Genomic DNA, 18,492 nt, shown 5'->3' on the forward strand with positions numbered 1-18,492 from the left:
ACTAACGGTAGCGTTTTATAGGGCTATTTTGATCCTGTCCGGCGAGCCAGGTGAGCTTTTCACCAATCTTGCCTTCAAGACCTCTGTTTGTGGGGCGATAATAGCGCGTTTGTGCCATCTCCTGCGGGAAATATTCTTCCCCGGCGGCGTAGGCATTGGGTTCATCATGAGCGTAACGGTACTCCTGCCCATACCCCATCTCTTTCATCAGTTTGGTCGGCGCGTTACGCAGGTGAACCGGCACATCGTAGTCCGGCCGTTCGCGGGCGTCGGACATTGCGGCTTTGAATGCGGTATAAACCGCATTGCTTTTCGGTGCACAGGCCAGATAGACAATGGCCTGCGCAATGGCGCGTTCGCCTTCCGCGGGTCCAACGCGGGTGAAGCAGTCCCAGGCCGACAGCGCGACCTGCATGGCGCGCGGATCGGCATTACCGACATCTTCTGAGGCTATCGCCAGACAGCGACGCGCGACGTAGAGCGGATCGCCACCCGCCGTGATAATACGCGCGTACCAGTAGAGCGCCGCATCCGGCGCGCTGCCGCGCACGGACTTATGCAGCGCCGAGATCAGGTCGTAAAAACGGTCGCCTTTGTTATCGAAACGCGCGCTGCGTTCCCCGGCTATTTCGGTGAGCAGTTCCGGTTTCAGCACCCGCTTTCCGGCATCGTCGACTTCGGCCATATCGGCCATCATCTCCAGCGTGTTCAGCGCCCGACGCGCATCGCCGTTGACCAGTTCCGCAATCGCCCGACGCGTCTCGTCAGGCAGAACGATATCCTGCCCGCCGTAACCGCGCGCGTTGTCGTCCATCGCCTGGGTGAGAACCTTTTCGATATCCTCGGTCGTCAGCGATTTGAGCAGGTAAACGCGCGCGCGGGAAAGCAGCGCCGAGTTCAGCTCAAACGACGGGTTTTCGGTGGTCGCACCGATGAAGAAGATCGTGCCGTCTTCAATATGCGGCAGGAAGGCATCCTGCTGACTTTTGTTGAAGCGGTGGACTTCGTCCACGAAGAGGATGGTGCGCCGTCCGGCATTGCGGTTCTGCCGCGCACGCTCGATCGCTTCACGGATCTCCTTCACGCCGGAGGTCACCGCCGAGATGCGTTCAACGTCCGCGTTGGCATAGCGGGCAATCACTTCTGCAAGTGTGGTCTTGCCGGTGCCGGGTGGCCCCCAGAGGATCATGGAGTGAAGATGCCCGGCCTCAATGGCCCGGGGCAATGGCTTACCGGCAGCCAGCAGGTGCTGCTGGCCGATGTACTGCGCTAAATTTTCTGGCCGCATACGAGCGGCCAGAGGTTGAAACGCGTTATCCGAAAAATCGAGCGACAGGTTGCTCACTCACGCCTCTTACTTATTGCGTTGGTCATCCACCGTTACGCCCTGCGGCGGGGTAAAGGTGAATTTCGATGCATCCACGGCGCCGTTCTGCTGAGACTTGAGCTGGTAGCTGCTGCGCTGATCGTCCTGCTCAACCGCGCCGAACTGATTAATGGTACCGTTGGTGCTTACGTTAATGGTGAACTGCTTCAGGTTGCCGTTGCTGCCTTTCGGCGTCAGGACAAACTCGTCACCCGTCTGTTTAATATTGTACTGCTGCCAGTCGCTGGCCTGGTTACGGGCAATCAGCATAAACGGCGTATTGCTGGTGGCATCTTTCAGCCAGGTCGCCGTAGCCTGCTCAACGAACGGGTTGAAGAACCATAAGGTTTTACCGTCTGACACCAGGATGCTTTCATCCGGCTGGGTCATGTGCCAGTTGAACAGATTCGGGCGTTTAACCCACAAATCTCCCTGACCTTCCTGCACCGCGTTGCCGCTGCCGTCAGTCACTTTTTGCGTGAAGCTGGCGTGGAAGCTGCTTACCTTATCCAGTCGGCTTTTAAGGTCGCTAGCCGCATCAGCCCAGACGCTGCTGGCGACAAAACTGGTGAGTAATGCACAGGCGATGGCGATTTTTTTCATTGTTATTCCTTAAAATACGTCTTCCCGATATGGGGTTTCCGTCTTCTATTCTGGACCTGCCCGCAGGCAGGCGACAGAAGAAAATGCTTAATTTTGGCTGATTTACCCTTCTTTGCAATCGCTGAAGGTTAATCAAACGGCGGCGGCGCCAGCACCTCGCGGTTGCCGTTGTGCCCCTGCTCGCTCACGATGCCCTGCGCTTCCATCTGCTCGATGATGCGCGCTGCACGGTTATAGCCGATGCGGAACTGGCGCTGCACGCCAGAAATGGACGCTTTGCGCTTTTCGGTAACGAAGTTAACCGCCTGATCGAATAACGGATCCAGCTCTTCACCGCCGTCGAAGCCACCGCCGCCGCCTTCGCTTTCCGTATCGCTGGTAATGCCGTCAACGTATTGTGGACGACCGCGCGCCTTCCAGTCCTGCACGACGGCGTGAACTTCCTCATCGCGAACGAACGCACCGTGGACGCGCACCGGAGAGGTGGAGTTCGGGCCGGAATAGAGCATATCACCCATACCCAGCAGCGACTCAGCGCCGCCCTGGTCAAGAATGGTGCGGGAGTCAATTTTACTTGATACGGTAAAGGCGATACGCGTCGGAATGTTCGCTTTGATAAGACCGGTAATCACGTCCACGGAAGGACGCTGGGTCGCCAGCACAAGGTGAATACCGGCCGCACGCGCTTTCTGCGCCAGACGGGCAATCAGCTCTTCCACTTTTTTACCGACGGTCATCATCAGGTCAGCGAATTCATCAACCAGCACGACGATGTAAGGCAGTTTTTCCAGCACCGGATGCTGGGCATCCATGCTGTCGCCCGGCTTCCAGTAAGGATCCGGAATCGGACGCCCCATACGCATCGCCTGGGCGATTTTCTCGTTATAGCCGGCCAGGTTACGCACGCCCAGCGCAGACATCAGCTTGTAGCGGCGCTCCATCTCGTTGACGCTCCAGCGTAGCGCGTTGGCAGCGTCCTTCATGTCGGTCACGACTTCGGTCAGCAGATGCGGGATGCCTTCGTAGACCGACAGTTCAAGCATTTTCGGGTCGATCATGATGAAACGCACATCTTCCGGCTGCGCTTTGTAGAGCATGCTGAGGATCATGGCGTTCACGCCGACGGATTTACCGGAACCGGTGGTACCCGCCACCAGCAGGTGAGGCATTTTCGCGAGATCGGCCACCACCGGATCGCCGGCGATATCTTTACCCAGCACCACGGTCAGCGGAGATGGGTTATCGCGGAATTTGGTGTTATCCAGCACTTCACGCAGGTAGACGGTCTGACGTTTCTTGTTCGGCAGCTCAAGACCCACGTACGGTTTGCCCGGTATCACTTCCACCACGCGCACCGCAACGGTCGACAGCGAACGCGCCAGGTCGCGGGACAGGTTGGAAATGCGCGCGGCCTTCACGCCCGGCGCCAGGTTCAGTTCGAAACGGGTGATAACGGGACCCGGCGAGTAGTTCACCACGTCCGCCTTAATGCGGAAGTCAGCCAGACGGGCTTCCACCAGACGCGCCATCTGCTCCAGCGCGAAGGTATCAACGGGTTCCACTTCTGACGGCGGTGGCGTTAACAGATCCAGAGACGGTAGCGGCGTGCTTGGACGCTGCAGCGGACGGCTGTCGCCGTTACGCATCAGCAGCGGGTGAATCAGGCTCTCCTGCGGCTGAGGTGCAGGCTGCTGGAACTGCGGCGCCTGCTGCGGTTGTGCATACGGCTGTTGAACAGGCTGCTGCGGCTGCGCGTAGGCCTGCGGCGCTGGCTGCTGGCGCACCGGCTCTGCTTCCGGCATCACGCTCGGGGTAAATAAAGGCTCGCTCGGGCCATCATCCACCAGATCCTTCATCGGCGAGAATTCGAAATCAGACAGCGAGAACGGATTTGCACCAGCCGGTTGTTCACCGGAATAGCGCTGCTGCTGGGTGGCGGCAAACTGGCGCGCTAACTCGGCCTCTGCCGCGTCATCTTCGTCTTCCACCACAGGTTCATCGTGCTGATAGTCTTCACCGTAGCGTTGATTCTGCTGCGCGGCGAACTGGCGGGCCAGCTCGTCCTGCTGCATGTCATCGGCATCGTCTTCATACTCAGACTCGCGCGCTTTCTCTTCGGCCATACGCTGGGAAGGCAGCTTGATACCATAAGAAGCAAGCTCGCGACGGGTTGGCACGCGAACGCGGTTAGGGCGAGGCAGCTGTGGACCAATGCCTTCCTTCACCTGAGGACGCGGCGCGCCGCCCGTTGCCAGGCTAAAGACAGGTGCTGCCGCGGCAGCGGCCGCAGTAGCCTGCTTCACGCTTTCCGCTACGGGGGCAACGGCAGGCGTCGGGTCGTTCGGTGGCACTGAAACAGAAGACGTTCTCGTCACCGGCTCCTGTACCGGTTCAGGCACAGGCTGATACCAGGCCGCCAGCTGCTCGCGTTCACGCGCACGGCGCTCTTCGACCTCTTCAAAATAGTACAGCGGTGGACGCGCAGGCTTCACCTCTTCCACGATTTCAGGTTCAGGCTGCGGTGCGGCATAAGGCTGCACAGGCTCGACCGGCTCAGGGACATATTCCTGATAAGGCTGAGCAACAGGCTGCTGATATGGCTGCGGTTCATACTCAGGCTGCGGCGGCTGATAAGGCTGCTGCCACTGCTCCTGTTGAACTGGGATGTAGCTTTCAGGTTCAGGCGCGATAACCGGCTCCGGCGTATGAACGCCTGGCGCGGTCTGCCAGTCAACCTGAGGCTGCTGAATAACGGACTCCGGCGGCGACACCGGCGCGGATGGCGTCACGGCGTCGACAGGCGCGGCATACGCCTGCGCAGCGGTCGTCGCGGCTGCGGCTGCGGCAACCGGTTCGGTGACCGAGTGGCCGTTTAAGAGCGGATCGTATTCGTCGAAATCACCCGGCGTGGCCCGGCTGCCGGAGAAGAGCACATCGTCAGGATCGACGGCGACACCCGCAGCGCGATACGCCACCTGCTCGTCTTCATCCATGCGTTTACCGGAGAAGAGCGCCGCATCGGTTTTACGGCCCAGCGGGTTGGCAAATTTCTCCGCAACACGCTGACGGCGCGCCAGCGCGCCGCGCAGAATACGGGCACGACGAGACTCGCGACGCTGCACAGGCGCGTCATCCTCCTCGTCATCTTCGTACTCTTCTTCATCAACCCAGGTATCGTCACGGCGGGTACGGTTGCTGGCGAAGGTCAGAATGGTGAGGATAAAGCTGCCGATTTTCTCGGCAATGCTCACCCAGGACCAGCCGGTAAACAGCGTCAGACCGGCCGCCCAGATGCACAGCAACGCCAGCGTGCCGCCGCTGCTATGCAGCATCGGTTGCAGCGCAGAACTTAATAAGCTGCCGATGACCCCGCCTGAGGCGAAGTACCAGATATCATCCGCATTAATTGCGGCCAGCCCGCAGGAGGTGAGGATCAGCGCCAGCGCGCCAATCAGGCGCAGCGACACGGCGAAATAGTCGATGTAATCGTCGTTCTGACGATGACGCCACGCAAACCAGCATCCGCCTATGATAATCACGGGAAGCGTATAGGCCATCACACCGAAAATGAAAAACAGCGTGTCCGCAAGCCAGGCACCGGGGACGCCGCCTAAATTATGGATGGGCTCATGCCATGCAGTTTGTGACCAGCTAGGATCTGAGGGGTTGAAACTGAGTAAGGCTGCCATCAGCCAGACGGCAAAAAGGGCAATAACGATCAGCAAAGCCTCGAGGAGACGACGTCCGCTGCTTAGCTTCGATAGTGTGACTTCTTTGTCTTCAGTGTATTCCTGGCTCAAGAAAGGCTCTCCAGGTATCAGGCATATCCTGCCTGTTTGCTAAAACGGACAACAGCGCCGGGGCTCCCCGGCACTGTTGCTGTATGGATTAACAGGAGTGTAATCAAACTACGCTGATTTTGCACCTGTTCCGTGTTAGCGCGTCTTAATAACCAGACGATTGCTCTGTTTGACCTCTTCCATCACCACATAAGTACGGGTGTCGTTCACGCCTGGCAGACGCAGCAGGGTTTCACCCAGCAGCTTACGGTAGGCGGACATATCAGGCACACGGGTTTTCAACAGGTAGTCGAAATCACCGGAAACCAGGTGACACTCTTGAATCTCTTCAAGTTTTTGTACAGCGGCGTTAAATTGCTCAAACACATCCGGCGCACCACGATTCAGAGTAATCTCAACAAATACCAGAAGTGAGGCATCCAGATAATGCGGGTTCAGCAGAGCCGTATAGCCCTGAATGAAACCCTGTCTTTCCAGTCGGCGCACACGCTCAAGGCACGGCGTCGGGGAAAGTCCCACACGTTTTGAAAGCTCGACGTTGGAAATACGCCCATCCTTTTGCAATTCATTAAGAATGTTACGATCGATACGGTCGAGATCTTTGCCAGGGCGCTTCTTGCTATCTACCATTATTATTGTCTCTCTGTATTCCTTCCCTACTCCTGCCTGGACCCTGTGCACATCACTGTTCAGAGCCTGTACCCGTTAGTCATCACATCGCCTGATTTTGTATTAGACGCGATGCGGATTCGGGTTCTGTTGGTAAGAAGACCGTTGCCCGAAGGCCGTCACCGACATCACGTATGGCGTCTGTCCACGCCATGCGTAGATTTCACTGACCCGGTAAAAATGGCATTTACGTGCATGCCTATGCGGCATACGGTTAACGCGGTTTTTTTTCTTCCTTGAATGTTTTCGCAAAAGCGCAGGGGATTGTCAAAGCAAAACATCGTTTTTTAGTACAACATGCCGGATATTCATTACGCTGGGGTATTAATCCTCATTTTATTGCCTTACAAACGACCACTTCTCAGGAGAAAACGTGATGTTATAGCGCATCATTCATCGTCTGTGGCTATTACACGGATTGATATCAAAATTGCTGTGCTCTTTTTTTACGGCAACAAATTCCCTACAATCCAGCCAAATGTCTGCCAACAACAATGGGGATCTCATGGGCACGGCCAAACACAGTAAGCTGCTAATCCTTGGTTCTGGACCTGCGGGATACACCGCAGCGGTCTACGCTGCACGCGCTAACCTGCACCCGGTACTCATCACCGGCATGGAAAAAGGCGGTCAGCTGACCACCACCACCGAAGTGGAAAACTGGCCAGGGGACCCGAACGACCTGACCGGGCCGCTGCTGATGGAGCGTATGCACGAGCATGCCGCGAAATTCGAAACCGAAATTCTGTTCGACCACATCAATAAGGTCGATCTGCAGAACCGTCCGTTCCGCCTGACGGGCGACAGCGGCGAATACACCTGCGACGCGCTGATCATCGCCACCGGCGCCTCTGCCCGTTACCTCGGTCTGCCATCCGAAGAGGCGTTCAAAGGCCGCGGCGTCTCTGCCTGCGCCACCTGCGACGGCTTCTTCTACCGCAATCAGAAGGTCGCGGTCATCGGCGGCGGTAACACCGCGGTGGAAGAAGCGCTCTACCTGGCGAACATTGCCTCTGAGGTGCACCTGATCCACCGTCGCGAGACCTTCCGCGCGGAGAAGATCCTGATCAAGCGTCTGATGGATAAAGTGGCAAGCGGCAACATCGTGCTGCACACCAACCGTACTCTGGAAGAGGTGACGGGCGACCAGATGGGCGTTGCCGGTCTGCGCATCCGTGACACCCAGAACACCGATAAGGTCGAAACGCTGGAAGTGGCGGGTCTGTTTGTGGCGATCGGCCACAGCCCGAACACCGCCATCTTCGACGGCCAGCTGGAGCTGGAAAACGGCTACATCAAAGTGCAGTCCGGCATTCACGGTAACGCGACCCAGACCAGCATCCCGGGCGTGTTCGCGGCTGGCGACGTGATGGACCATATCTACCGTCAGGCGATCACCTCTGCGGGCACCGGCTGCATGGCCGCGCTGGACGCTGAGCGCTACCTCGACGGGCTGGCTGAACAAGGCAAATAATCTTTACAAGTCAGTAACAAACGTAAATAAAGGCGGCGATAAGTCGCCTTTATTGTCTCCCCGTTGTAACATTGCGCTGCCCAATTTCTAATAACGTCACCTGCAAAGTACGCAATGGAAAAAACCCGTCAACAAGAGTTAACACGCTGGCTGAAAAAGCAAAGCGTTATTTCCCGCCGCTGGCTTATGATTTCCCGTCTCCTGGGGTTCGTTAGCGGTCTGTTGATTGTTGCCCAGGCATGGCTGCTGGCCCGCATTCTTAATCACATGATCATGGAGAACATCCCGCGCGAAGCGCTCCTGCTGCCCTTTATTGTCCTGATCCTGGTTTTTATCCTGCGCGCCTGGGTGGTGTGGCTGCGTGAGCGCGTCGGGTTTCACGCCGGACAGCATATCCGCTACGAGATCCGCCGTCAGGTGCTCGACAGGCTTCAGGAAGCCGGGCCCGCGTGGATCCAGGGGAAACCTGCCGGAAGCTGGGCGACGCTGATCCTCGAGCAGATTGACGATATGCACGACTACTACGCGCGCTACCTGCCGCAAATGGCGCTTGCCGTGTTCGTTCCGCTGCTGATCGTCATCGCCATCTTCCCGGTGAACTGGATGGCGGCGCTGATTCTGATAGGCACCGCCCCGCTGATCCCGCTGTTTATGGCGCTGGTCGGCATGGGGGCGGCGGATGCCAACCGCCGTAACTTCCTGGCACTGGGTCGCCTGAGCGGCCATTTCCTCGATCGCCTTCGCGGCATGGAGACGCTGCGCATTTTTGGCCGCGGTGAAGCGGAAACCGAAAACATTCGCCGGGCATCGCAGGACTTCCGTCAGCGCACCATGGAGGTGCTCCGCCTCGCCTTCCTGTCTTCCGGCGTTCTGGAATTCTTTACCTCGCTGTCGATTGCCCTCGTGGCGGTCTACTTCGGCTTCTCCTATCTTGGCGCGCTGGATTTCGGCCATTACGGCACGGCGGTGACCCTTTCCGCCGGGTTCCTGGCGCTGATCCTGGCCCCGGAGTTTTTCCAGCCGCTTCGCGATCTGGGGACCTTCTATCACGCCAAAGCGCAGGCGGTTGGCGCTGCCGACAGCCTGAAAACGTTCCTTGAAACGCCGCTGGCCCACCCGGAGCGGGGTGACGTGACGCTGAACGCTAATGAACCCGTGACCATTGAAGCGCAGGACTTTTCCATTCTGTCGCCCGAAGGCAAAGTGCTCGCCGGTCCGCTGAACTTTACCTTACCTGCCGGACAGCGCGTGGTGCTCGTCGGCACCAGCGGTTCCGGGAAAAGTTCTCTGCTGAACGCGCTATCCGGCTTTATGGCCTACACGGGCTCGCTGCGGATCAACAAAACCGAACTGCGCAACCTCGATCCTGACGCCTGGCGCAAACAGCTCAGCTGGGTCGGGCAAAACCCGCAGCTTCCTGCCGCTACGCTGCGTGAAAACGTCCTGCTGGCGCGCCCGGACGCGCGTGAAGATGAACTGCAATCGGTTCTCGACCGCGCCTGGGTCAGCGAGTTTCTGCCGCTGCTCCCGCAGGGCGTCGATACCGTGGTCGGCGACCAGTCAGCCGGGTTGTCGGTCGGTCAGGCGCAGCGTGTGGCCGTTGCCCGCGCGCTGCTCAACCCATGCCAGCTGATGCTGCTGGACGAGCCCGCCGCCAGCCTGGACGCCCACAGCGAGCAGCGCGTAATGGAGGCCCTGAACGCCGCCTCCCGGCAGCAAACCACCCTGATGGTCACCCATCAGCTGGAGGGCATTGCCGACTGGGACCAGATCTGGGTCATGGAGAATGGTCGTATTGTTGAGCAAGGCGATTACGCCTCTCTCGTTGCCGCGCAGGGGCCGTTTGCCGCCCTGCTGGCGAACCGTCAGGAGGACATCTGATGCGTGCTCTGCTGCCTTATCTGGCGCTCTATAAACGCCACAAATGGATGCTGACGCTGGGGATTGTGCTGGCGATTGTCACGCTGCTCGCCAGCATCGGCCTGCTCACGCTTTCCGGCTGGTTCCTGTCGGCCTCTGCCGTCGCGGGGTTCGCCGGGTTATACAGCTTCAACTATATGCTTCCGGCGGCAGGCGTTCGCGGTACCGCCATCACCCGCACGGCCGGACGCTATTTCGAACGTCTGGTCAGCCACGACGCCACTTTCCGCGTGCTGCAGCACCTGCGTATCTACACCTTCAGCAAGCTGCTGCCCCTCTCCCCTGCCGGGCTGGCGCGTTTTCGTCAGGGCGAGCTGCTTAACCGCGTCGTTGCCGATGTCGACACGCTGGATCACCTGTATCTGCGCGTGATCTCCCCGATCGTGGGCGCGTTTGTGGTGATTGTGGTGGTTACGCTGGGGCTGTCTGTTCTCGATGTTCCCGTTGCGCTGACGCTCGGCGGGATCATGCTGCTGACGCTCATTATTCTGCCGCCGCTGTTTTACCGCGCCGGAAAATCCACCGGGGAAAACCTGACGCGCCTGCGCGGGGACTACCGCCAGCAGCTGACCTCCTGGCTTCAGGGACAGGCAGAGCTGACCATTTTTGGCGCCAGCAAGCGCTACCGCGCCCGCATGGAAAGTACGGAGCTGAACTGGCATGAGGCCCAGCGCCGCCAGTCGGAGCTGACGGCCTTCTCTCAGGCGCTGATGATGTTAATCGGCGGCGTGGCGGTCATTGCTATGCTGTGGCTGGCTTCCGGCGATATCGGCGGAAATACCCAGCCGGGCCCCCTTATCGCCCTTTTCGTCTTCTGCGCGCTGGCCGCGTTTGAAGCGCTGGCCCCGGTGACGGGTGCCTTCCAGCATCTGGGCCAGGTGATCGCCTCCGCCCTGCGCATCACGCAAATTGCCGAGCAGGAGCCTGAAGTGACGTTCAGCGCCGGGCAGACCGCTGTACCCGCGCAGGTTGCGCTGACGCTTGAAGATGTCACCTTCAGCTATGACAAGCAGGCGCAGAACGCGCTGGACGGCATCACCCTTTCGGTCAATGCAGGTCAGCGGATAGCGATCCTCGGCCGTACCGGCTGCGGTAAATCGACGCTGCTGCAGCTGCTGACCCGCGCCTGGGATCCGCAGCGCGGTCAGATTCGTTTCAATAATACGTTGCTGACTGATTTCAGCGAGCAGGCCCTGCGCAAGACCGTCAGCGTCGTTCCACAGCGCGTGCATCTGTTTAGCGCCACGCTGCGCGACAACCTGCTGCTGGCCGCACCAGAGGCCTCTGACGATGCGCTTCGCGCCGTGCTTGAACAGGTCGGCCTGCAAAAACTGCTTGAGGACGATGGGTTGAACGCCTGGCTGGGCGAAGGCGGCCGCCAGCTCTCCGGCGGTGAGCTGCGCCGTCTGGCGATAGCGCGCGCGCTGCTGCACGATGCACCGCTGATGCTGCTCGACGAGCCCACCGAAGGGCTGGACGCCACAACCGAGAGCCAAATCCTTGATTTACTGGCCAATGTCATGACGGGCAAAACCGTATTGATGGTCACGCATCGCCTGCGTGGACTGGCGAGTTTTGATCGGATAATTGTGATGGACAACGGGCACATTATTGAGCAAGGTAATCACGCAGAGCTGTTGGCGAAACAGGGTCGCTACTACCAGTTTAAACAGCGTCTGTAGACTATATTTGTAGCGTCTTCACTCGCGTACTGGAGTTTTGCTGTCATGCGCCTGGTCCAGCTTTCTCGTCATAACATTGCGTTCCCTTCTCCGGAAGGGGCGCTGCGTGAGCCCAATGGGCTGCTGGCCCTGGGCGGTGACCTCAGTCCCGCTCGGCTTTTAATGGCGTACCAGCGCGGTATCTTTCCGTGGTTTTCCCCCGGCGACCCGATTTTATGGTGGTCCCCCGATCCGCGTGCCGTGCTGTGGCCTGAGCAGTTTCACCTGAGCCGCAGCATGAAGCGTTTCCATGCCAAATCACCCTATCGCGTTACCCTCAATCACGCTTTTGGTCAGGTCATTGAAGGCTGTGCCGAAGACCGCTATGAAGGGACGTGGATAACCCGCGATATCATTACCGCCTACCACCAGCTTCATGAGCTTGGCTACGCCCACTCTATCGAGGTGTGGGAAGGCGCAGCGCTCGTTGGCGGCATGTACGGCGTGGCGCAGGGGACGCTGTTTTGTGGTGAATCAATGTTTTCTCGTGCGGTTAACGCCTCGAAAACCGCGCTGCTGGTCTTCTGCGAGGCGTTTGCCCAGCGCGGCGGACGCCTGATCGATTGTCAGGTGCTCAACGAGCACACGGCCTCGCTGGGCGCTGTTGAAATCCCGCGACGCCAGTACATCGAACAGCTGGATGCCAGCCGTCAGGAGAAGCTCCCGCGCGACTTCTGGATACCGAAAACGCTCTTTGTGCCCAATGCCTAAATGTTTTCCGCATATTTTTTGTGAGGGTGTTATAATTACGCCGCAGAGTAGCTTCTGCCTGTTGCCCCGCCGCCGTTTGGGACCCTCGCTTCAGATAACGTCCTGACGTTTATCCTGTCGTCTCCCCTTTACGAATGCGCTTCCTGTTCGGTTGTACCGTGACGCTTGGGCAATGCGCCGAAACTGTTTTGCTGCGTTTTAATCGCGCAATTCTTTACTTAATTGATGAATTTCGGCATTATCTTGCCGGTTCAAAACTTGGTAGTGATACCCCAGAGGATTAGATGGCCAAAGAAGACAATATTGAAATGCAGGGTACCGTACTTGATACGTTACCTAATACCATGTTTCGCGTAGAGCTGGAAAACGGTCACGTGGTAACTGCGCACATCTCCGGTAAAATGCGCAAAAACTACATCCGCATTTTGACGGGCGACAAAGTGACTGTTGAACTGACCCCGTACGACCTGAGCAAAGGCCGCATTGTCTTCCGTAGTCGCTAATTGTTTTCGCCTGTAATGGCAGATGAATATTAAATAAGGCCGGGATTTTCCCGGTCTTATTTTTTTGTGGTGCAGTTGATTATTTGAACAATTAATTGGCGGTTCGTTTCAGGCTGTCTGTTCGACAGTTTAGAAAGTAAGGGGGAGAGACCTTATTTTCTATTTTGCTAAGCTGCCTGTACGGCAGTGCACAAAAGCGCGTTTGTCGATGTTGCTCATTGGGCTTTCTAAACTGCCTCTACGGCAGTGCACAGCAGCCACCAGCAGGATGTTCAAGCCTCTCTTTTCTAAGCTGCCTGTACGGCAGTGCACCTGGCCCGAACGGTGGATGCATCGACACGACCTTTCTAAGCTGCCTATACGGCAGTGCACTCCCTCCCGTCTATGCGACGATGGATTTAAAGTTTCTAAGCTGCCTATACGGCAGTGCACAATAACAGGTCTCCGAAAGCTCGCGACCGTGATTTCTAAGCTGCCTATACGGCGGTGCACTCTTTGATACGGAGGCTGACATACAGCTCAAATTTCTAAGCTGCCTATACGGCAGTGCACATGCTGCGGTGTACGTCGAGGCCGCGCGGGGATTTCTAAGCTGCCTATACGGCAGTGCACTCGATATCGTAGGCCGCCGCCACTGGCTGCGTTTTCTAAGCTGCCTATACGGCAGTGCACCCGTCCGTCATCCAGTAGCGGCTGAAGTGCCTTTTCTAAGCTGCCTATACGGCAGTGCACTGAAATAATATCTCCACACCATTATGATTTTCATACAAAAAAAGCTAAAATCCCTTCTTTTACCCTCTTTTTTACCCTCTCAAAATATCCATTTAATATCAATGCATTACAAACACTCTAAAAATTAGGGTCAAACCCCCTTCTTCTCTCAAACCACCCAGTATAAAAAAACGCCATTCCACTCTACCTGACAAATGACTATACTTAACCATGACAAATGACATCAATCCGGAGGTAACATGAGAACATGGATCCCCGCCCAGCAACCTGCTGATAACGCGCTTTGGCGCTACGCCGGTTTACCTGCAAACAGGGGGATGCGGCTGATTGAGTTTCTCAATCAGGGATTACCCGTCAGCGTCCTCGACAACATTCATGAGTGGACGGCGATGTCGAAAGCGGACATTTTGCGCGTCACCGGAATTAACGAACGTAACGTGGCCCGCCGCAAAAGCGCGGGACGGACGCTGACGCCGGATGAAAGCGAACGCGTGGCCCGTTTCGTGCGGGTGCTGGATGCTGCCGTTGGCTATTTTGGCAGTAAAGAAGAGGCATGGAACTGGCTGCAGGCTTCGGTGCGCGGGCTGGGAAATGTTGCCCCTGTCGACCTGATCGCGACGGAAACCGGTGCCCTGGAAGTCACCGACTTGATTGGTCGACTCGAACATGGCGTGTTCGCATGATTTTTTATCGTCTGGTGACGGGACGCTATGCCAGCGAAGCGTGGAGCGGAAGCGGTGCAAACCAGTATGGCGGACGCTGGAACCATAAAGGGCATCCTGCCGTATATGTGTCCACGTCCATCTCGCTGGCCTCACTGGAGATTCTGGTGCACGTTCGGAAAGATAGCGTGCTGAATCAGTACCAGCTTTTCAGCATCGATATCCCGGATGACCAGATTGATTACCTGGATAAAGCGTGGCTCCCCGACGACTGGCAGGAAAATCCAGCGCCGGTATCCACGATGGATCTGGGAACCGGATGGTTACAGGCTAACAGCGCCCTCGCGCTTATCTTACCGTCCTGCATCATCCCTTATGAGAACAACGCCATCCTTAACCCCTTACATCCGGCGTTCCACACGGCGCTGAACTCAGTACAGCAACTGCCCTTTATATTTGATGTCCGGCTGGCGGAAAAAACCGCACCCTGAATGCGGATGCGGTTATGCGTCTCAGAACCAGGGAACCGTTGCCGAAGCGCTGAGCCCGTAGGTCGTAAATGTCCCCGAGACAGGCGCAGAGAGCACATCCCCGTGGCGGATAAAGAGCTTAAAAGACTGGCCCGTAGAGAGGCTGCGCACGTTAAGCCAGGGCAGATCCGTCCTCGCCTCCTGCATCGTCAGAAGACGCTGCTGCGCCTCCTCCTCTGTTAACCATCCTTTTTTAACCGAACGTCGCAGAAGCCTCTGCGCGCTGCTTTTCACCTGGACGCGGCTCACGCAGCGCCACTGGCTGACGACGGGCACGGGCTGGATGTCCGAAGACAAGCAGTAGTCGCTCAGTCCTTTTCGCCATGTGAGTGATTCGAGTTCGCTTAACGCCGGGCGAGTACCGTGCAGACGTAAAACCGGGCCGGGCTTCATGCCGTGCGCAGGAAAGCTGATGCCAATATCCCCCTGCCCCCGCTGGCCCAGCGCGCGATGCAGCTTAGCCATTAGCGCCGCCATCAACATTTCCTCGCTGAATTCCGGGTCGGGCAGGACGCGGATCTCAAGATAGTGATCCATCACGATTCCTCAATCATCCTTTCCACCAAATACGCCACCACGGATAAGCACAGCCATCACGTAATGCTGTTGCTCAACATCTGGTTTTTGTTTTTTCACCACCCAGTTGTTGAGAAGTGTATAAAAGTCCATTTTGCCAATGGGCTGACGACAAGCCACACCACGAGTAGTGACAGAGCCATAGGGTTCAACGGCAATCGCACCAAATTCTGCGACGTGTGGATGCCAGGTGTCGATGGTACGGATCGCATTGCCAATTTTTTGGGAGTGCATTCCTGCCACACTATCCACCTGGTATAGCAGACGACTTTTATTGTTATTGCCGTCTAGTACAAGCTCCTGCGAAGGAAAGATCTCTTGTCCTGCGCCAAGAAGAACCTGCGCCTCAACGCTCAGCAAGACAAATCCATCACCGTTGAGCCCTTTTTCAATTTCAAGCGCCAGTTCGTCAAGTTGCTTATCGCTTGCAGAAAAATTGTGCAATGTATAATCAAACGCATCAAACGACCATGACCCACAGCCAGTAACTTTTACGACAATTTTTTCAGCACCGACGCGGTTACGCCATAAAAAGCGGCCGTTTGCCAGATTGATTGCATAACGACGAGCCAGTTCAGAAAAACCATGCTCATCGGTATAACCATCAATCACCTGTTTAAGTTCGTTATGATAGACACGATCATCACATAAAGAAGGCGTGGACAAATTACCCAGAACGCGCAGTGTAAATTTCACCATTAAAGTGTCAGCGTCTGCTGGTAGTGCTGCTACATCCACTCGCTGAAGGTTTGCTTTTGTAATATCAGCGTCTAATTTAGTTGGATCACTTGTTGTGGGATGGTGCAAACGATTAGAAATAGTGCCACGCACCGCTTTTTCCTTAACGCGAATCGGTTCCCAATTCTCACCCTCCCAGCATCCTGAATACATCACCGCATCCGACGTTGCCAATTTACGTTCGAACGCAAGTACCATTCCTTTTTTCTTATCTGCTTTTGAAACCTTTGCCATATTCATTCCTTTTAATTTAAATGCTCAAATGCCACTGGCGCGCCCGCGCCCTGACAGTAATAACCCGTTTCTGTCGTTCGGTACCGCCAAAAAATATCCTCAAGAGACCGGATTTTATGCACCGCACACCATTCACCTATGCCATATACCGCTTCAACAAACGCGAAAGGTATTTCTGCATCTCGCACTGGGGTTATAGAGCCAGGAGCATAAAGTTCTGAGATACGCTGATAACCGGTCATTATCGGCACCAGATAACCGGAATTGGGCTTAGGAACATGCTGCCATCTGGCAGAGTCGCCTTCGTGGGTATCCCCCACTTCTGGCGTTTCGGCCTGCATTTTTAACGAAGCGAAGTCGAGCCAGGCGTCAAGAAGCGTGGCATTTGGGTCGTTTTTCAGAAGCGTTTGATGATGCTCACCCAGCCAGCTACTGCGATCGCGCAAGGCAAAGCCCGGCATCAATTTCCACTGTAATCGACTAATTTCCTGACCGCTGGTGGGCATCGCCATAACTGAGATAAACTCAATATTGGTGATTATTCCGCCTGCCAACCTGAGCGTTGGGTACACCTGTGAAAGAAACGCTGCGAGGTCACGCTGCCCGTATTCACCGTTAGGGATTTCGCCGTGACATTCCAGCAGTAATGAAACGGTTAAGTGCATGCGACCCTCCTCATTGAAGGGTGCAATTTCCCCTTTATGGTTAAGGGGGTTACGGGTCAGAGAGAAATGGTAATCATAATTGGACCTGTGCGCATGAATCTGTTGCTCGTGGCTCACAACCGCACAGCCATCAATTTTTAACCCGTATGTTTCCATCAACTTGCGAGATAACGCATGGGAAAATCCCATTAAATGGGTGATTGCAGGAAATCCATACGTAAGGCCAGCAACAGTATTTGCATTTTCAATTTTGATACGACTAAGTAGGATTAACGAGCTCATTTCAGAGCCTCCCGGACAATTTTCTCCATGTCTCGCAGGTTCATGCGCAAATGTGTACGTGATTCCCAAACACGCTTTTCCACTTCTCCCACATCAGGCATTGTCTTTCTCAGACGTGCATTGAGCCAGAGGGCAAAATCTTCCGCCACTGCGTCCTGCCAGTCGTCTTTTTCTCGTTCAAGACGGAAGGCTTCGTCTGATTTTGTACGCCAGGGATCGAGCCAGAGCTGCTGGTGGGATTCAAGAACAGGACATTTAAGCGTCCAATTTTGCCATTTTTCAGACTGGAGTTTTGTTGATATTTCAAACAAGAGATCAATAAGCTGATCAATGCATTCATCGCGATCGTCGCGAATTTTAACGTTTTTACCTGGACGATTTATGACGGCAAGCATGCGTTGAACGATGCCGTAAGCTTTACGATCAAACTCTTCACCAAACTTAAAGATTGAGCGGACTTCAGTCGGCGTTTTTTCCACTTGCGTCCATTGCGGCGGCTGGCAAGAAAGCAGCCAGATTCCCCCTCTTCTCAAGCTATTAAAATACGAAACATTCTGCTTGTTGGAGCCTCCAAAACGCATTTCTGCTGAATTTGGAAATATTGTCAACGGAGTGGGATGCCACGTTTTCTTACTGTGAGCTTTCCATATAGCTTTAGCCTCTTCGCTAAAGCGCACGGCAGCCATTTTCTGATACAGGACGTGAGCCAACGAAGTGGCAAAGAGCGGGCTTAATAGGTGGTAATCATCACCAACAGGGAAATAACTTTGCTTCGCCAACACGTGCGAAACAGGTTTTCCTGGAATCAAAGTTCGTGAGAATCCGGCAATCCATTCATCCAACTGATTAGCATCATCGGTGAAAGTGGCGAGCGCTTTGTGATCGCCACGCTGAAAACTAGCCAATAGAGAATCGCCATCTTCGACTCGAGCCTGTAGCAACTTTGCCACATCCATAACAGCAGCGTTGCCCACCGCATCCGATTCCAGACCTGACAACGCAGCGGTGCTGAGATACCCTTCCTGCGCCACTGCCTCGCTGTAAATACTGCTACTTTTTGAATCCCCGTGGGTAAATTTCGCCGCATGGGTCACGAGGTTAATTTGTCCGGCTCGCTTCGCGGCATCCGTCAGCCATGCTTTCGGCTCATAGCGAAGCTCAAGTTCCCGGCGTTCTGCCGCAAGCGTTGCGCTATCTTCGCTGCGCTTTGCGGCCGCTTTATCAAATGCTTCCAGCTTTGTTTGCCGTCGTCCGGCAATATACTCAGCAATGAAAGCGCTTAGTGCTTCAACTGACATACTCGCTC

15 protein-coding genes and 1 CRISPR repeat array are annotated in these 18,492 nt (G+C 55.9%); of the genes, 7 read left to right on the forward strand and 8 right to left on the reverse strand.

Annotated features, from left to right (window positions below):
• Window position 1: 1 nt before the first annotated feature.
• The 4 genes from rarA to lrp form a co-directional block, all read right to left on the reverse strand.
• Window positions 2-1,345, reverse strand: coding sequence for a replication-associated recombination protein RarA (gene rarA, locus ACMWKK_RS10685; RefSeq protein ID WP_045327269.1), 1,344 nt, complete (start codon window positions 1,343-1,345; stop codon window positions 2-4).
• Between the two features lie 9 nt (window positions 1,346-1,354).
• A complete protein-coding gene (lolA, locus tag ACMWKK_RS10690; protein ID WP_032639238.1) occupies window positions 1,355-1,969 on the reverse strand; it encodes an outer membrane lipoprotein chaperone LolA in 615 nt (204 codons plus the stop codon).
• 128 nt (window positions 1,970-2,097) lie between these two features.
• Window positions 2,098-5,769, reverse strand: coding sequence for a DNA translocase FtsK 4TM domain-containing protein (locus tag ACMWKK_RS10695; RefSeq protein ID WP_112781219.1), 3,672 nt, complete (start codon window positions 5,767-5,769; stop codon window positions 2,098-2,100).
• A 135-nt stretch (window positions 5,770-5,904) separates the two neighbouring features.
• Window positions 5,905-6,399, reverse strand: coding sequence for a leucine-responsive transcriptional regulator Lrp (gene lrp / locus ACMWKK_RS10700; RefSeq protein WP_000228469.1), 495 nt, complete (start codon window positions 6,397-6,399; stop codon window positions 5,905-5,907).
• A gap of 544 nt (window positions 6,400-6,943) precedes the next feature.
• On the opposite strand from lrp, the gene trxB reads away from it, so the two are divergent.
• From trxB to ACMWKK_RS10735, 7 genes are all read left to right on the forward strand, one after another.
• A complete protein-coding gene (trxB, locus tag ACMWKK_RS10705; protein ID WP_112781221.1) occupies window positions 6,944-7,912 on the forward strand; it encodes a thioredoxin-disulfide reductase in 969 nt (322 codons plus the stop codon).
• A gap of 114 nt (window positions 7,913-8,026) precedes the next feature.
• Window positions 8,027-9,793 (forward strand): heme ABC transporter permease/ATP-binding protein CydD, encoded by a 1,767-nt coding sequence (gene cydD, locus ACMWKK_RS10710; RefSeq protein WP_112781222.1) that lies wholly within the window; start codon window positions 8,027-8,029, stop codon window positions 9,791-9,793.
• Entirely contained in the window at window positions 9,793-11,514 is a 1,722-nt protein-coding gene (gene cydC / locus ACMWKK_RS10715; RefSeq protein WP_112781223.1) for a heme ABC transporter ATP-binding protein/permease CydC, read from the forward strand. The genes cydD and cydC overlap by 1 nt, the downstream gene beginning before the upstream one ends.
• A 45-nt stretch (window positions 11,515-11,559) precedes the next feature.
• Window positions 11,560-12,264, forward strand: a complete 705-nt coding sequence (gene aat, locus ACMWKK_RS10720; RefSeq protein WP_045327275.1) for a leucyl/phenylalanyl-tRNA--protein transferase — start codon at window positions 11,560-11,562, stop codon at window positions 12,262-12,264.
• Between the two features lie 284 nt (window positions 12,265-12,548).
• Window positions 12,549-12,767, forward strand: coding sequence for a translation initiation factor IF-1 (infA, locus tag ACMWKK_RS10725; protein ID WP_002211347.1), 219 nt, complete (start codon window positions 12,549-12,551; stop codon window positions 12,765-12,767).
• 164 nt (window positions 12,768-12,931) lie between these two features.
• A CRISPR array of direct repeats spans window positions 12,932-13,499; the repeat unit is 28 nt; unit sequence TTTCTAAGCTGCCTATACGGCAGTGCAC.
• A 239-nt stretch (window positions 13,500-13,738) separates the two neighbouring features.
• Entirely contained in the window at window positions 13,739-14,182 is a 444-nt protein-coding gene (locus ACMWKK_RS10730; RefSeq protein WP_112781224.1) for an antitoxin Xre-like helix-turn-helix domain-containing protein, read from the forward strand.
• A complete protein-coding gene (locus ACMWKK_RS10735; protein ID WP_112781225.1) occupies window positions 14,179-14,652 on the forward strand; it encodes an RES family NAD+ phosphorylase in 474 nt (157 codons plus the stop codon). Before ACMWKK_RS10730 ends, ACMWKK_RS10735 begins: the two co-directional genes overlap by 4 nt.
• A 21-nt stretch (window positions 14,653-14,673) precedes the next feature.
• Here ACMWKK_RS10735 and cas6f read toward each other — a convergent pair whose 3' ends face one another.
• The 4 genes from cas6f to csy1 are packed head-to-tail and all read right to left on the reverse strand — an operon-like array spanning window position 14,674 to window position 18,484.
• Window positions 14,674-15,228: a type I-F CRISPR-associated endoribonuclease Cas6/Csy4 gene (gene cas6f / locus ACMWKK_RS10740; protein ID WP_181663671.1), complete on the reverse strand. Its 555-nt coding sequence runs from the start codon at window positions 15,226-15,228 to the stop codon at window positions 14,674-14,676.
• A gap of 9 nt (window positions 15,229-15,237) precedes the next feature.
• Entirely contained in the window at window positions 15,238-16,239 is a 1,002-nt protein-coding gene (gene csy3, locus ACMWKK_RS10745) for a type I-F CRISPR-associated protein Csy3 (protein ID WP_181663672.1), read from the reverse strand.
• 11 nt (window positions 16,240-16,250) lie between these two features.
• Window positions 16,251-17,186 carry a type I-F CRISPR-associated protein Csy2 gene (gene csy2, locus ACMWKK_RS10750; RefSeq protein WP_112781226.1) on the reverse strand — a complete coding sequence of 312 codons (936 nt, stop codon included), beginning with the start codon at window positions 17,184-17,186 and terminating at the stop codon, window positions 16,251-16,253.
• Window positions 17,183-18,484: a type I-F CRISPR-associated protein Csy1 gene (gene csy1, locus ACMWKK_RS10755; RefSeq protein WP_112781227.1), complete on the reverse strand. Its 1,302-nt coding sequence runs from the start codon at window positions 18,482-18,484 to the stop codon at window positions 17,183-17,185. The genes csy2 and csy1 overlap by 4 nt, the downstream gene beginning before the upstream one ends.
• Window positions 18,485-18,492: the final 8 nt, after the last annotated feature.

The organism is Enterobacter sp. 01-M-03-SI-ECC, from assembly GCF_047530215.1.
Taxonomy (GTDB): Bacteria; Pseudomonadota; Gammaproteobacteria; order Enterobacterales; family Enterobacteriaceae; genus Enterobacter; species Enterobacter chengduensis.